Source organism: Viridibacillus arenosi, from assembly GCF_001955655.1.
GTDB classification, from domain to species: Bacteria; Bacillota; Bacilli; order Bacillales_A; family Planococcaceae; genus Viridibacillus; species Viridibacillus arenosi.
Genome location: NZ_MSPW01000008.1, coordinates 98,435 through 111,894, shown reverse-complemented (window position 1 = coordinate 111,894; position 13,460 = coordinate 98,435). Strand labels below are relative to the sequence as shown.

Sequence of the window (13,460 nt, the reverse complement as noted above, 5' to 3'; positions counted from 1 at the left end):
TTTACTATGTACAAAAACCTGCATTTTACTATATAGTAAATATAAAGAAATTAATTAATTTAATTGTTTAATAAATGAAGGAGATTTGCCTATGTGGAAAGATGAATATGTAAAACTTGCTTTTCCGATTAAAGCTTCTGATTTAAAAATTGAAGAGGCTCAACTCTATAAATATAAAAATATGCCTTCTTCTTTTTTTAGATATAGAGCTTTTAATGATAATAATATTGAAAATTTAATTAATGAGGTTGAATGGCAATCATACCCTAGCGAGTTTAATGATCCATATGATGCAAGGTTGACTATATCTATTGATACTTTCAAATCAGAACAGTTCAAAAGAAATTTTGAAACATATTTAACTTCATTTAGCAAGTTAAGCATTACTTTTACACAAGAAGAAAAAATGGAGATACTCTCTAATGTTAATCCTTCTTTAAAATTTTTTGAAATTGGACTAGCCCATCATCCTGATATACAAAATCAGCCTTATACAGCTAAAGAATTAGCTAGCATAATTGATAAAAGTATAGAAAGTGAATACGAAAGAATGATAGATAAGTTAAGGACTAGTGCTAATACAGGTAATTTAATTATATGTTTTAGTGAAGTTAACAATAATATTCTATTATGGAGCCATTATGCAGAAAATCATACAGGTTTTTGTATCGAATATGATTTTAAATTACTTGGTCCTAAACATGTTAGATGTAGGATGCTCGAGCCTGTAATTTATGTAGATGATTTATTTGATGCTACTATATATTATTTAGAAACCTTAGCTGATATAAAAAATCACAATAATTTATTCGGCATATATCCGACTATTTCTAAGTCTAAGCAATGGCAATACGAACAAGAGTGGAGATTAATTTTCCCCTGGGGACCAGGTATTTCTCTAAAAGATAAAGAAAGGCGCTCTCTATCTATGCCTACACCTAAGAAATTGTATATAGGAGCGCGAGCTAGTGAAGAGAATAAAGAAAAAATTATTCAAATTGCTAAACAAATACACACTCCAGTCTATCAAAAGATTTTAGATCCAAGTAAATTCAACCTTGAGGAAAAAGTACTCTATAATCCCTTATAAAATCTATATAGCTTAGACATGCATATCAACAATATATATTAATAGAGTATTTTTCAAAATAATCAAAGAAGATATTCATCGGAGAAATGACACCTCCACATATAAAAGACATATTAAAAGACCACTCTATAATGGGCGGTCTTTTAATTCGCCCTCCACAATAGTTACATTTTCCTGTATAGTTAAATATACACATTTATAGAAATGAGGGTTTTTTAATTGAAAAAGAAATGGTTACTAGCTCCAATGGCTACTATGATATTGTTGGCTGCGTGTGGAGAAGATAGCACAAAGGAAGAAGCTACAAAAGAAAATGCTCAAACAGCTGTATCTTCGGATAAAACAGATACAGAAAAAGCTAAAAAAAATAATGATGATGTTTATTTTAAAGATAACGAAGCTAAATTAGTGGATTTAAAAATAAATATTACTAAAACTAAGGTAATCCCAGTAGGTGAAAAAGGTAACGAATATGGAGATAAGCCAGTAATAGCAATCTGGTACAATACAACAAACTTAAGTGATAAAGATATTGACCCGACAACAGCGTGGTCAGTTGTGTTTACCGCGATTCAAGACAATAATCCAAACTCTATTAATAAAATAGAGGTAGGAAGCCTTCCAGACGATAGATTTTTAGATACGCAGTTAGAAACAATTAAAAAGAACGGTACTGTAGAAAATGCCATTGCATACGAGCTTGATGATTTAAAAACACCTGTCACATTAGTAGCAAATCAAGGTATAGGCGGCGAAGAATTAGGACGACAAGAATATAAAGTAAAATAATAAAGATTGAACCTTGGCCACTCATTACGAGTGGCTATTTTTATTATAATTGATAAATACCTCATATTCCTAAATCTTGTATATAGACTACCTATCGAATTTTAATCAAGTGCTAAGAAATAAATATAACTAAAAATGCCCTTAGAGTTTTTAATAAATTATTTATGGTTTTTAAGTTGACTTGATAGTTTACTAAATAGCTTACTTAACAATAGAAAAATTACATAAAAAAATATTAAATCAAAAATGAGGCCTAGTATTGCAAGACTATATGATCCATTGCCATACAGTCCAAAAATATCAGCAGGAAAACCATAAAAGCGATAATCCCCCTCGTATCTAATACCTATGCTAGGTATTATAGAAATAATACAAGTTGTTATAAAACTAAGTAAAAGCAATATTTTTGTCTCTTTCAATTTCATGATTACCCTCTTTAATTATTTTTTTAGAAAAGGTATATTTTAGTATAATATAATATTATTATACTAAAATAGTAAAAATATATCAAGAGGTGTAAATTATGATTAAAAAGTTAATATTATCAACATTATCTTTTGCTCTATTATTTTCTTTATTCAATTTAGAATCATCAGCAGAAGATGAAGTAAGCGGTACTGCAATAGAAAATGTAGATACAAATGACACTAAATCACCAAAAATCAATATCGAAGAAGAACTTAAATTAGTGACAGATCAAACAAATTCTGTAGAAATAATTGATGCAGCTGAATTACCAGAAGGTACACCTACAATTAATTTTAATTCTGTTGAAGAATTTAAAAACGTTGTTGCTGCTTTTGAAAAATATAGAGAAGAATCTATAGATGTGGATAATATAGAAGATATAATGGTACCTGATTTATTTGCGAGCAGAGTAGCTAGAGCAGCTGCCACTACTAAGAATGGGTCATCTACAAGTAAATGGATGGTAGGTTCTTGGAATCCAATAAAAAACCAAATTCTGCCTCCTGAAATGCTAATTGACTTTACATACACATACACTGGTTCTGGTTCTTCAAAGAAATTCGATAAAATTAAGCAAATAGTTTCTAATAGTAACGGTATTTCTTTTAGCACATGGGTAGAGAGCACTAAACCAACCCACAATTTTTATGATAGTAAGAAAGGCGTAGAAATCAAAATCCAAGGGTACTTTTTGGTTGGTGTAAATATTAAAGGACAAGCAATCGGTACGAAATTTAATGATTCATTTACTCAAAAATACCATTTCTAAAAATCATACAACCTTTTATTAGTGAACTTATCTGCTCGTTATCAGACTTAATCGAATATGTTCCAGAACAAAAAAAGAGTGATGGCCAATAATCGGCTATCGCTCTTTAAAATTCTATATATTCAACTGGCTCTATATCCACGATACTATCTAAATTAATTGGTCCGCAGGATTTACCGAATGGATCACTATAATAAATCTGCCTTGTATTTTCATTTATTTTATTTATACCCCCACGGTACACTTCAAATTGGCCATCTTTCCAAATCTTAATATCAGCATCGCATTTTGTTTGTATCGATGTTTCCAAATCCTCTTGAATACCTTGTAATTCCCAGACCTCTAGCATAGGTTTTTCGATAAACTTTTGTTGCTCTATTTCTTTTTTTATTAGGTCAACATGTTCGGTCATCATCATTGCCATAGCCCATTTATTAGCTCTATCTTTTAATTTTGCTGATTCAAAGACTTGATACCGTCGCTCTGCAAATTCCTCTTTACTCATCATATAACTTCACGCTCCCTTTGAATAACCGGAACAGCCGCAAGAACACTATCTATGATAAAAGTACGCTTTGCTTGTTTAACAAAACAGTAAGCTTGAAATGCATCTGATGTCATCTTAATGATTTTCACACGCCTTTTAGTTATCTCTCCACCTTTCGACATATACATTAAATCGATGACCTGATTGCGTTGCATAGCTTTTAACAGTTGTTCCTTCATGATGTTCACTCCTTTTTGAATACCATACAGAACGCTTGTTCTTATTACAAGTAAAAAATAACCAGGTGCCGAATAATCGGTTACCTGGCTTATTTTTTATTGTTCGGTTTTGGCTTTTTCTTTTCAGTTACAAACCCATACTTTTTACCATGTTCAATGATCTCTTTTGCAATTTGGTCTTTAGTTTTTTTAGTCATTAAATACACCAACCTTCAAAAACAGAATTGCCCATTACACTGCATACTATACATTTGTATTTCATAAATTGCATAAAGGACCTGGGGCATCGAGGCGTAGTCCCAACCTTAAAATCACTTTTAGTAAAGGGAGAGAGGATAAAATAGGCGAAAGAAGTGTTAGGTCAGACAAGAAACGTGACGTAAAAATAACAGTCCACGGAGAGTTAAAAGAATCAATTTACCGTTTGGCTTTTATAACTAATACACCTATCAAGAATTTGGTGGAAGAAATGATTATTTACGCCTTAAGAAGTAAACGAATATTAAATGGATTGGCACCTCATTTTGTACGTGATGTTCGAATAGATAATGTATTGTATGTTGGACACAAAGATAACCATGTTGGGCATTCCCCTACGGGTTTAAGCTACAGTAGAATAAAGACAAGAGTGACAGAACAAACTTTTACAGCTATTAACACAATTGCATATGGCTTAGATGTTAGACCAGCACGTGTTGCAGCATTATTAACTTTTGAAGCTTTACACGATGTTACATTCGTTGATACATACATAAAAAAATATTTAGAAGATAATTTAAATGATTATCAGATTTTAGAACTAAAGAAAATAATTGATTATATAAGAAGAGATTTTGACACTGATGTTGGCTGGGCTTCACTACTCTCTTTTGTAATTGATGAAGTTAAAGAGCCCTTGACGACTTTGAAAGAAAAAGTAAATACATTCGTTATTAAAAGTTGGCAAGATAAATAAATGATAAAAAGAGCAATAGTCTATTATGACCGTTGCTCTTTTGTCTATGTATTATTCTATTGCTGTTATAATTCGATAGAAAAGCGTGGTGAATAGATAATTCCAACCACCATGGACATTTCGAACTTCTTCCTTAAATCAATAGTTTCGTATTTTTCATCTTTCCGTACAAAACCTTTTCATTAACGAACCAATATTTTTCCTCATGTTCTTACCATCTTTAGTTAAATATACATAACGTGTACTAGCGTTCTGTACGTATGTAATATCAAAAAATCTATTTTCTCTTAACTCTCTAACAAAGCCACTATTACTAATTTCACATTTTTGATCATAACCTACGATTGGATACCATTTATCACCGTATGAGATATCACTACAATTTTTACATTTATAACTTTTTTGAACTCTACCATCAGTCATATTGTAAATAGCATACATATAAAAATCATCTTCAAGTTTTTCTATTTTACATAGAGAGCATCGTTCCATACTTTTTCCCTCGTTTACTTTATTATATTAAGGCTGCGAGTAATTTTCTTCTGTAATTAACCGTCGGTTGCAACTATAATTCGTTCTATATTTGTTAAATCAATATGTCTTCCGCCTTCTAATTCTATGTACTCATTCCCCTGCTCTTGTACTTGAATTACATCCATATCCGTTTCAAATTCTATTTCACGACCATATAGGTATATCACCAATACTTTATACCTTTTATCTACTGGCGTAAACATTTTATCACCTCTCCTTTTAGATTTAATTCCACAATGGTTAACTATTACCTTTGTTGAAATTAAAAATAATTGGAAATATAGTAATTTATATGCAAAAAAGTATTGAACAACACGTTATAACATGTTATAATTAATATATAGAAAGGAGGTGAACAAGTGGAATACTTAGCAGCAATTATAGCCCTAGCATTTACAATCATCAAACTTCGAAAGGCTTGGTTGGACTCCGAGATTAAGAAGTTAGAAAAAGTAAAGCTAGAGCTAGAAATAAGAAAAATGAGAAGAGGGGGTTAAACCCCTCGCTCGTTTCTAAGTATACCACAATGGATATGAAAATTTTAATTACGTTATTAGTCATTATTTGGATTGCAATACTGATTTTTAAATTAAGAGGTCGGTACTATGACAATCAAAAAAAGAAACTAATCCAAGAACGGGATGAATTACAAAAACAGAAAGAGGAAAAGTGATGGATATTAACAATTATATGTCCCCTACTGAAGCTGCCTTTCGGTGGGGAATCCCTACATCTACAATGCAAGAACGACTTAAAAGTCGTACTAATAAAATGACTAACGAATTAGAACAAATGAAAGAAAAAGGTTTAATTAAGTATTTTAAACTTCCTGATGCTAAACGTGGAGAATGGATAATTTCAACCACAGCTATGGAGAAGTGGTATGGTCCTGAACCTTTAAAATAACATTTTAGAGTTTTAATTTTGAGGGCTCACTTGCCCTCCTTTTTTATTCAAATAAAAAAGCACCAAAGTAGGTGCTTAATCAATTCTACGAATAAAGATACATAGATCGTTTTCAGATTTATATTCTTCTATTTCGCGAAATCCGTGTTCTTGATAAAATTTTTTCAATTTAGGCTCATCTTCACACTCTAAATAGAATATCCTTCCGCCAGTTGCCTTATAAGCTACCGTCATTGAATCTGTAGACATTTTCAATAAATCAGCACCACATAACGCTTTAGTAGCAAGAGCTTCTTCAGAATAGTTTTTACCTAGTTGTCCTAATAGATAACCTTTTATCTCATAATTGTCGCTCTCTGTTTTATGACCGATACCCATTAGTTTCCTTTTTAGTGATTGACTGAATTTTGAAAAATTCTTTTTACTAATTACTAATGGCTTATTCGAAAGAGAATAGTACCCAACTAATACGGGTACACTTTTATATGTAGAAAAAACTAAATATGTACGAGCAATATCCATCTGTTCAAAATTAATGGATTTGTTATGCAAGAAATCTTGAACATCATGAACCACTTCCGGGTCTTTACATGGGCGTGAACAAAAAGAGAGGAGGAGTTGTCGAACCTCCCCCTCACTTCTACCTACTTTCAAAACGTCTTGCAACTGTAGAATTTCTAAAGACAAGAATTATTCACCGACGAGCTCCGAAAAACGAATCCATCATGTTATTTATTTTATTTGTATTTCTTACTAAATCTACTCTTTGAGAGATAACGTGTTCACTCGTTCTCGAATTTTCAATTGCATTAATGATTTTTTTGCCTGATTTAGCTGTGAATTTAAAATCGGTAAGAAAGCTTTTCGTCGCCATTACCATCACCCCTAGTTTTATTTTATGCTCACACAGACAAAATATACACATTAAATACATTTCATTTGACAAATCGAATTAATGTCTATATAATCTAGCAGTCTGATTTCGAACTTATAACTCTATACCACAATTAAACAACTTTCACCCCCCTTTTGCAAGGGTTTTAGTTCATTATGTGCTAATTAATAATAAATCATGATGTTTTTATATGAAAAACATCAAATTTTCACCAACACTCTAATTATTTCATCGGTAAAGTTTGAATTTATTAAATAAAGGAAACATTGCTTGAGAGCATCCGAGATCAAGTTTTACAGGTGAGGTAAATTCCAACTGGAATCTGCTCACTAACTATACTTTTTCAACAAATTCTTTATCTGCTGTGACATATCCGTTTGGAGTTTTTAATCTGTAAGCATTTCCGTACTTCACAATATCTTTTGCCGTTACTGCCACACCTACACTGATTGGTTTATCTCGTTGATCTTTATCAAACTTCACAGTCTTATAAAGGTAACACGGTTTCTTAATGCGATATAATCCAGTTCCTGACTTGTAATATGTTTTTGCAGTTAATGTTATACTTGCTGGTTTAGAAGGTTTTGAAATGGTTGTTATCTCTTTCTTTTTGTACCCAAGTTCGTTTGCAATTACTGAAGCGATAGCCTGGCAGATTTCTTCAAACTTATCGTTATCATTATAGATTTTCGCATCTGCTTTAGAATCTACGAAGCAAACTTCTATTAGAATGGCCGGTTTATTAGTTGCGTTTAAAAAATATAACTCTTTTCTTTCTTTTGCTCCTCTGTCCTTTAATCCAGATGCTTCACTAATAGCAGCACTTACTTTGGTAGATAATGCTTTTGCATCGTAATACAGGCATTCTACACCGCGCGGATCATTCGTTTTAGATGCAGCATTGAAATGAACACTAATATCTAAATCACGCTCTTTGCAATTATGTTGATTAACAATGGTGTTCAAATTCTGTTGTTGAGTAGTAGATGTGTTGTCATTGAATAGCGAACCTTCACCATTGTATGTCGTTGTTAAGATAGCATGAACTCGATTGACCACCTTACGAGCTTCATTAACCTCGTCAAGAATATCTGCAGCACCTCGAACTTTTAAGGAATGACCACTTGAAATAACATATTTTTTCGCCATATTATTTCAACCCTTTCTGTTTCAATAATTCTTCTTGTTCTTTCGCCTGTTTCGTTACGATATAGCTGTTTTTGTAGACACCGTAAACAACCAAAATAAAGGGCACTGCTGTTATCAATACATTAATAAAAGTGTCTATTGTGTTGTCGTTAAACCACCATAAATCCACTCCTAAAGAGCCCAAAAATAAAAGGACCGCTGATAGCAGTCCTCCGAATAGTGCGATGTATTGTTTTAATTTTTCTGTTGTCATGTAGATGACCTCCTATTGTGTTTTAATTACCAAAGCTACTAAAGCCACTATCACTGCACCAATTACTGTAGTGCCTACCCACCATACAATCTTATCTATTTTATCTAGACGCTTGTGAGCACTCTTAGTGCTTTGTAATGCCTCCTCAGCTTTATCATCAGCTTTGTCAGCCTTTTCATCAGCTCGATTGGCTATATTTCTAATTTGATTAATGCCGTCTAACTTTGCTTCAATCCCACCCAACCGTTCATAAATATTACGTACTAACTCTTCGCCCATAAAGCCACCTCTTTTTCTGCATAATAAAACCCTCCACAGTGATTGTGGAAGGCATAGAAAAAGCACACCTGGTTAGATGTGCTGAATATAGTATTTAAATTTATGAAAATAACATTCTTTTAGCGTTATTCAAACCGGAGTGGATATCTTGAATAAACACATCAAATTCTACTCCATCATTTAGGCATTTCAATCTTCCTCCACCTAAACTTTCTAACTCACCATACAAAGTTACTCCTAATTCAGGAAAATAAAAGTCAACAATTTCAACTATAGAATATTCATGGTTTTCTGTCATAACAGCAACAAAACCTTTTTTAGCATTTGCAAATTCTACTATGCCTTTCATATCATCATCCTCTCTATCTACTAAATTTCGACAAAGAAGAATAGTTTACCTTTAATAAGTTTCTGTGCTTTTTAACAATAAAAATAACTTCATAATAAAAACGCACCCAGTATGTAGATGCCTTTTAAAAAAAGGCCAACTCTCGTCAGCCTAAAAATTCAACCTTTACTTCCTTTGCTTAATATATAACACATTCATAAGTCTGTATTTCGTCGATTTTTTTCCTACCCTTGAAATATATTTCGTTTTAACTCCATTTCTTATTGTTCTTATTACTTGAATTTTCCCATTAGGGCCATTATAGATTTTTCGCATAATCTTCATTTTGTATTACTTCATCTCCCGCAAAATTTTTTAGAGCTAGATTTCCGCTCGTAAGATAATACGCGATTTAACAATAAATGTTATATAAATTCAAAAAATATTTTTTTACGTTCTTCTCTTCATTTACCAGTCGATTATTGAGATGTCTACCTCCTAACTTCTCCACTAATTTGACTCAACTCCTGCTTAATCTTCTTAATCAAAGTAGGTCGATTATTCCCAAACGTACCTTCAAGTTGGAATCCTGCAGGCTCATAAACTTCCTTAACTTCAGTAATCCTAGCATCCATCGTCACTTCCCATTCTTTATTCTGATTGGTAACGATATCGCCTAAATCATAATCTATTCCATACTTAAATGAGCTGTTGGTTAGTATCTGTCCTTCAAGATAATGTTCTTGCAAAAACTCCTGCATCTGTTGCTGTCCACGATCTGTTAAATCAGCTATGATTTCCGATTCTGGTCGTGGTACTTTTTCGGTGGTCTTGTTACCTTCTGGGTCAGTGACCTCCACATCATCTTCTTCTGGAATGTCCCTCGCATCGATAAATACTTCATGACGGTTTAAACCTACATCTGAACCAAGCTCAATTACACGCCTATCTACTCCCTCACCTTGTCCTGCAACATAAGCGATATTCTTATAGTTAAGTTCGCTTTCTGTATAATGTAATGATTTCAGTGATTCAAACTGTGGACTGAAAATAACTGGTGGTAAGATACTTTGACCAGCTATTAAATTTCTACCTTCCATAACATCAAACACAAATTTCTTGCTGTGGATGTCCAAAGAAACATCCCATCCTAAACCTGTTGCTAATGAGATAGCTGCCTCTTCTTCAGCTAAATTCTTATAGCGAGATGACCAAGAAACTGATGGACCACGATTTAAGTTAGGCGCAATAACTAATTGTGGCATTCTCCGTTTACCGTCCACAGGATTTACAGTGTTCTGATTAACATAGTGCTTCATTACTGTTTCAGCATTGCTTTGTTTATTATCATAACCAGTATGTGGAGGTGGGACAGTAATCCTTTGAGCAATAACAGACTTCAAAGACCACCCTTTAATAAGCCAGTTTTCTGTGATTTTACCGCTTTGGTCAAGCTCAATTTCCCTATGCTTAATCAAAAAAACCTTATTCAAATCGTTTCCGACTAAAATAAGGTTTCCACGTTGTAATTTATCTGCATCTTTTTTATAGCGATTCATTCTTAATTCAATTTCACCAATTGTATGCCATCTACGGATGAAAAACATAGATTCGTAGTTGTCGATTTCGGCTAGAATGTCGATTGATTCAGATAGAATTCGGATTGGTTTCATGAGTTTACCTCATTTCTCAAGAAAAATAATTTAGTACTATTGAATTATTTCTCCTGTTTAATATAATTGTTTTATAAACGAAAAAGCAGGTGATACTTTGGCTATAAGAAGTTATGATCAAAATTTAGTAAACACTGAGAAAATTAAAGCATATATTAAACCTCTAAACAGCAAAGTTGAAATTAGAACTTCTTTAAGAATTCCCCTAAAAAAGAGAGGTATAGCTTCTTGTATTCTTATGAACCCCAGTGCTGCTGATAATGATGACTCAGATCCAACAATTAACTACGTTACGGAATACATTTATAATAATGTTCCTGAAGTACATCACATTAGGTTTTTTAACCTATATCCTTTTTATGAACCAAATTCATCAAAAATCTATCCATTAATTCACACTTTAACACACTTAGAATATAACAGAGCAATGCTTGCCAATCGGAAGGTGATAGAAAAGTCACTTGCCACAACAACTCATTTGTTTCTTGGATATGGGCAATGCAGCGGAGATAAAGTTGATAAAATAAATTACTATGATATTCAATCAGCTAAAATATTGACAATGATTGAAAAGTTTTATAAGAATGATATTTTTGTCTTTGAAACAACTCAATCAAAAAATATATTAATCGATGGAAAGTATCCAAGACACCCAAACCCAAATAGTAAATATAAAGCTAGTAATCATCATAAATGCTTCATCAAAAATGGTTCGATTATATTGAAATAGAAGGATTTAAGGGGAGGATACTCCCCTATCCGATTCCTCCAAAATAGACATAAAAAATACGCCTATTCAGCGTTAGTTTGTTCCTTATTAAGCTGGGTTTCAATCGCAGCAATCATTTCTCCTTCATCAGCAACAAATGGCAATTCGTTCGCCATAAATCGGAATTGACGTGCTACTCCATCTACAATAGCCACAATACGTCTAGCATAATAATGCTCTTCCACAGCTCTTGTTGGTTGCCCAATAACTGGATTTTTAAACTGGATTTTCGATTCCTTTAATGTGATATTCATTGATATACCTCCTCGAATTCTGTTACTTCTGTTAGCTCATCCACTTCAAAAGTAGATGTTTCACCAAGCCATGATTCGCCTATCTCACGTTCAACACCTCTAACATACCAATCCAGTACGTTTTCATCATTACGTGTCCCGATGACTAAGGCTTTATATGTTCCTACTCTTTCACAAGTTACCCTTAGAATATCTCCTTCCACTATTCCGAACGCCCTGCCAAAGTGTAAATGAGGGTTTACCCAGATATCTACATTTGTATTAAGTTGTTCAAAGTAATCGGGCAATTGTACTTCTACAACTTGACCATCTTCAGTTGCTTCAATTTCGTAACGATAAAGTGTATCTCCTGTTGTTGGTGATTCCACCGCTCCATGTCTAATAACATGGGTATACTTTTTGTCTGGGTGTGGATGCGGTATCTCAAAGTTTTTTGTCCCGCTTACTGATAAGTCACCTGGTACTATCCAGGTTTTTTGTCCGTACCCGGAACTTTTAGACACTCCTAGCACTCCCTGGTTCTGATTTCCTGATCTAGCAAATCCTCCGATTGCTGCAGCACCCCACCCTTGAGCCATGGCTTCATACCCTATTGCAAATTCAGAACCCTCTGATCCAGTACTATTTGCTCCAGGACCAAAAGAGAGATTACCAGTAGCATTTTTACCTATACATACAGTGTATGCATTTGCATTAAAATACTGTAATTTATCATTTACTGTTTTCACGGCGTTTGCTGTTGCGGCTTCGGTTGTACTGGTACTCGTTAGTGTATTATTTAACGGTACAACTAATAATTTCCAAGGAAACCATGCTCCTGTTATTGACCTTGTTCTATGGTACATTTCATCTCCAGAGATTGCTTGAGATGCTATTTGTTTAGCACCTTTAGTATCACTATCTGAAATCACTTGAACAATCCATGGTCTACCAGATGAAGAATTTTGGATAGGGAGGGATGTAGTATCCACACTATCGCAAGCATAGAAGCCAGTTTTTAATAATTCATCTAAATTACCTGAATATTTTTTCGCATATGATCCATCTGTCAATTGATTATCTACTAACTCTTGGAGAGCATCATCGTCGAAATTTGGCAATATTCTACTACCTGTCCATGGACAAATAACAACAGTTCCCCGCTCATCAGTCACATTATTAGCTGATATAAATGTCTGCCCACCAACAACCTTTACTTGCGCAACAGATATTTCGTATACATTTGCTGTTTGAGTAAGCGTTGGAGCAACAGGCGATGCGCTAGCCACACCCTTTTTAACAAATGATTTTACGTGTCGTGCTTCGGTACTCAAATCCATTCTGATTACAATGCGATCAATACGATTTTTACCAACTGTTTCAGTATCATGAGTATGACTTAATAGACTGTCATTCGCATAATAACGACCTTCTACAAATGCCACGCCAGTATTCAATTTTGTTATCATACTTGAACCATCTGTACTAACGCTTAATTGATTACCTGCACCTTTCATAACGCCTGTGGTAACGAGCGTTGCAAAATAGTCCGTAAATTCCTGTGCATTATACTCCCTATCAAATACTCCACTCTCATCTTCTACGGGGTCAAAAAAGCTGAATTTTTCTGCCATACATATACCT

The 13,460-nt window shown here is 33.4% G+C and carries 20 protein-coding genes; 7 read left to right on the top strand and 13 right to left on the bottom strand.

Annotated features, from left to right (window positions below; all coding sequences use genetic code 11):
* Positions 1-91: 91 nt before the first annotated feature.
* From BK137_RS15005 to BK137_RS14990, 3 genes are all read left to right on the top strand, one after another.
* The gene (locus tag BK137_RS15005) at positions 92-1,090 is read left to right on the top strand and encodes a DUF2971 domain-containing protein (protein WP_038185368.1); all 999 of its coding nucleotides are present in this window, start codon (positions 92-94) and stop codon (positions 1,088-1,090) included.
* Between the two features lie 219 nt (positions 1,091-1,309).
* Positions 1,310-1,879 carry a DUF5067 domain-containing protein gene (locus tag BK137_RS15000; protein WP_235175737.1) on the top strand — a complete coding sequence of 190 codons (570 nt, stop codon included), beginning with the start codon at positions 1,310-1,312 and terminating at the stop codon, positions 1,877-1,879.
* Between the two features lie 523 nt (positions 1,880-2,402).
* The gene (locus BK137_RS14990) at positions 2,403-3,116 is read left to right on the top strand and encodes a hypothetical protein (protein WP_038185385.1); all 714 of its coding nucleotides are present in this window, start codon (positions 2,403-2,405) and stop codon (positions 3,114-3,116) included.
* Between the two features lie 106 nt (positions 3,117-3,222).
* Here the strand turns inward: BK137_RS14990 and BK137_RS14985 are convergent, their stop codons facing one another.
* Both BK137_RS14985 and BK137_RS14980 read right to left on the bottom strand, forming a co-directional pair.
* Positions 3,223-3,624: a YolD-like family protein gene (locus BK137_RS14985; protein ID WP_038185388.1), complete on the bottom strand. Its 402-nt coding sequence runs from the start codon at positions 3,622-3,624 to the stop codon at positions 3,223-3,225.
* Complete coding sequence (locus tag BK137_RS14980) at positions 3,621-3,842, bottom strand: transcriptional regulator (RefSeq protein ID WP_038185395.1); 222 nt, start codon at positions 3,840-3,842, stop codon at positions 3,621-3,623. Before BK137_RS14980 ends, BK137_RS14985 begins: the two co-directional genes overlap by 4 nt.
* A 469-nt stretch (positions 3,843-4,311) precedes the next feature.
* On the opposite strand from BK137_RS14980, the gene BK137_RS14975 reads away from it, so the two are divergent.
* Positions 4,312-4,797: a hypothetical protein gene (locus tag BK137_RS14975; RefSeq protein ID WP_038185403.1), complete on the top strand. Its 486-nt coding sequence runs from the start codon at positions 4,312-4,314 to the stop codon at positions 4,795-4,797.
* 156 nt (positions 4,798-4,953) lie between these two features.
* Here the strand turns inward: BK137_RS14975 and BK137_RS14970 are convergent, their stop codons facing one another.
* Positions 4,954-5,289 (bottom strand): hypothetical protein, encoded by a 336-nt coding sequence (locus BK137_RS14970; protein WP_038185404.1) that lies wholly within the window; start codon positions 5,287-5,289, stop codon positions 4,954-4,956.
* Positions 5,290-5,345: 56 nt separating this feature from the next.
* The gene (locus BK137_RS14965) at positions 5,346-5,534 is read right to left on the bottom strand and encodes a hypothetical protein (RefSeq protein ID WP_038185405.1); all 189 of its coding nucleotides are present in this window, start codon (positions 5,532-5,534) and stop codon (positions 5,346-5,348) included.
* Between the two features lie 156 nt (positions 5,535-5,690).
* Between BK137_RS14965 and BK137_RS22355 the strand changes: the two genes are divergently transcribed.
* Both BK137_RS22355 and BK137_RS14960 read left to right on the top strand, forming a co-directional pair.
* Positions 5,691-5,828: a hypothetical protein gene (locus BK137_RS22355; RefSeq protein WP_164491930.1), complete on the top strand. Its 138-nt coding sequence runs from the start codon at positions 5,691-5,693 to the stop codon at positions 5,826-5,828.
* 175 nt (positions 5,829-6,003) lie between these two features.
* Positions 6,004-6,237, top strand: a complete 234-nt coding sequence (locus BK137_RS14960) for a helix-turn-helix domain-containing protein (RefSeq protein ID WP_051448716.1) — start codon at positions 6,004-6,006, stop codon at positions 6,235-6,237.
* Positions 6,238-6,312: 75 nt separating this feature from the next.
* Here BK137_RS14960 and BK137_RS14955 read toward each other — a convergent pair whose 3' ends face one another.
* The 7 genes from BK137_RS14955 to BK137_RS14925 form a co-directional block, all read right to left on the bottom strand.
* The gene (locus BK137_RS14955) at positions 6,313-6,924 is read right to left on the bottom strand and encodes a hypothetical protein (RefSeq protein ID WP_038185408.1); all 612 of its coding nucleotides are present in this window, start codon (positions 6,922-6,924) and stop codon (positions 6,313-6,315) included.
* Positions 6,925-6,931: 7 nt separating this feature from the next.
* Positions 6,932-7,111 (bottom strand): hypothetical protein, encoded by a 180-nt coding sequence (locus BK137_RS14950; RefSeq protein ID WP_038185412.1) that lies wholly within the window; start codon positions 7,109-7,111, stop codon positions 6,932-6,934.
* A gap of 354 nt (positions 7,112-7,465) precedes the next feature.
* On the bottom strand, positions 7,466-8,281 hold the full coding sequence (locus tag BK137_RS14945) for an N-acetylmuramoyl-L-alanine amidase (protein WP_051448717.1): 816 nt from the start codon (positions 8,279-8,281) through the stop codon (positions 7,466-7,468).
* Between the two features lies 1 nt (position 8,282).
* Entirely contained in the window at positions 8,283-8,534 is a 252-nt protein-coding gene (locus tag BK137_RS14940; RefSeq protein ID WP_038185414.1) for a phage holin, read from the bottom strand.
* Between the two features lie 12 nt (positions 8,535-8,546).
* Positions 8,547-8,813, bottom strand: a complete 267-nt coding sequence (locus BK137_RS14935) for a hemolysin XhlA family protein (RefSeq protein WP_038185419.1) — start codon at positions 8,811-8,813, stop codon at positions 8,547-8,549.
* A gap of 100 nt (positions 8,814-8,913) precedes the next feature.
* Complete coding sequence (locus tag BK137_RS14930) at positions 8,914-9,162, bottom strand: hypothetical protein (protein WP_038185421.1); 249 nt, start codon at positions 9,160-9,162, stop codon at positions 8,914-8,916.
* 470 nt (positions 9,163-9,632) lie between these two features.
* The gene (locus BK137_RS14925) at positions 9,633-10,814 is read right to left on the bottom strand and encodes a siphovirus ReqiPepy6 Gp37-like family protein (protein WP_038185424.1); all 1,182 of its coding nucleotides are present in this window, start codon (positions 10,812-10,814) and stop codon (positions 9,633-9,635) included.
* Between the two features lie 97 nt (positions 10,815-10,911).
* Between BK137_RS14925 and BK137_RS14920 the strand changes: the two genes are divergently transcribed.
* Positions 10,912-11,544 (top strand): DUF1643 domain-containing protein, encoded by a 633-nt coding sequence (locus tag BK137_RS14920; RefSeq protein ID WP_038185427.1) that lies wholly within the window; start codon positions 10,912-10,914, stop codon positions 11,542-11,544.
* Between the two features lie 62 nt (positions 11,545-11,606).
* Here BK137_RS14920 and BK137_RS14915 read toward each other — a convergent pair whose 3' ends face one another.
* Complete coding sequence (locus BK137_RS14915) at positions 11,607-11,837, bottom strand: hypothetical protein (protein WP_038185430.1); 231 nt, start codon at positions 11,835-11,837, stop codon at positions 11,607-11,609.
* A complete protein-coding gene (locus BK137_RS22680) occupies positions 11,834-13,450 on the bottom strand; it encodes a pyocin knob domain-containing protein (RefSeq protein WP_051448718.1) in 1,617 nt (538 codons plus the stop codon). The genes BK137_RS14915 and BK137_RS22680 overlap by 4 nt, the downstream gene beginning before the upstream one ends.
* Positions 13,451-13,460: the final 10 nt, after the last annotated feature.

Coding starts and splice junctions, on each gene's coding strand:
- BK137_RS15005 (WP_038185368.1), top strand. CDS start 92: ATGTGGAAAGATGAATATGTAAAACTTGCTTTTCCGATTAAAGCTTCT.
- BK137_RS14990 (WP_038185385.1), top strand. CDS start 2,403: ATGATTAAAAAGTTAATATTATCAACATTATCTTTTGCTCTATTATTT.
- BK137_RS14985 (WP_038185388.1), bottom strand. CDS start 3,624: ATGATGAGTAAAGAGGAATTTGCAGAGCGACGGTATCAAGTCTTTGAA.
- BK137_RS14980 (WP_038185395.1), bottom strand. CDS start 3,842: ATGAAGGAACAACTGTTAAAAGCTATGCAACGCAATCAGGTCATCGAT.
- BK137_RS14975 (WP_038185403.1), top strand. CDS start 4,312: ATGATTATTTACGCCTTAAGAAGTAAACGAATATTAAATGGATTGGCA.
- BK137_RS14970 (WP_038185404.1), bottom strand. CDS start 5,289: ATGGAACGATGCTCTCTATGTAAAATAGAAAAACTTGAAGATGATTTT.
- BK137_RS14965 (WP_038185405.1), bottom strand. CDS start 5,534: ATGTTTACGCCAGTAGATAAAAGGTATAAAGTATTGGTGATATACCTA.
- BK137_RS14960 (WP_051448716.1), top strand. CDS start 6,004: ATGGATATTAACAATTATATGTCCCCTACTGAAGCTGCCTTTCGGTGG.
- BK137_RS14950 (WP_038185412.1), bottom strand. CDS start 7,111: ATGGCGACGAAAAGCTTTCTTACCGATTTTAAATTCACAGCTAAATCA.
- BK137_RS14945 (WP_051448717.1), bottom strand. CDS start 8,281: ATGGCGAAAAAATATGTTATTTCAAGTGGTCATTCCTTAAAAGTTCGA.
- BK137_RS14940 (WP_038185414.1), bottom strand. CDS start 8,534: ATGACAACAGAAAAATTAAAACAATACATCGCACTATTCGGAGGACTG.
- BK137_RS14935 (WP_038185419.1), bottom strand. CDS start 8,813: ATGGGCGAAGAGTTAGTACGTAATATTTATGAACGGTTGGGTGGGATT.
- BK137_RS14930 (WP_038185421.1), bottom strand. CDS start 9,162: ATGAAAGGCATAGTAGAATTTGCAAATGCTAAAAAAGGTTTTGTTGCT.
- BK137_RS14925 (WP_038185424.1), bottom strand. CDS start 10,814: ATGAAACCAATCCGAATTCTATCTGAATCAATCGACATTCTAGCCGAA.
- BK137_RS14915 (WP_038185430.1), bottom strand. CDS start 11,837: ATGAATATCACATTAAAGGAATCGAAAATCCAGTTTAAAAATCCAGTT.
- BK137_RS22680 (WP_051448718.1), bottom strand. CDS start 13,450: ATGGCAGAAAAATTCAGCTTTTTTGACCCCGTAGAAGATGAGAGTGGA.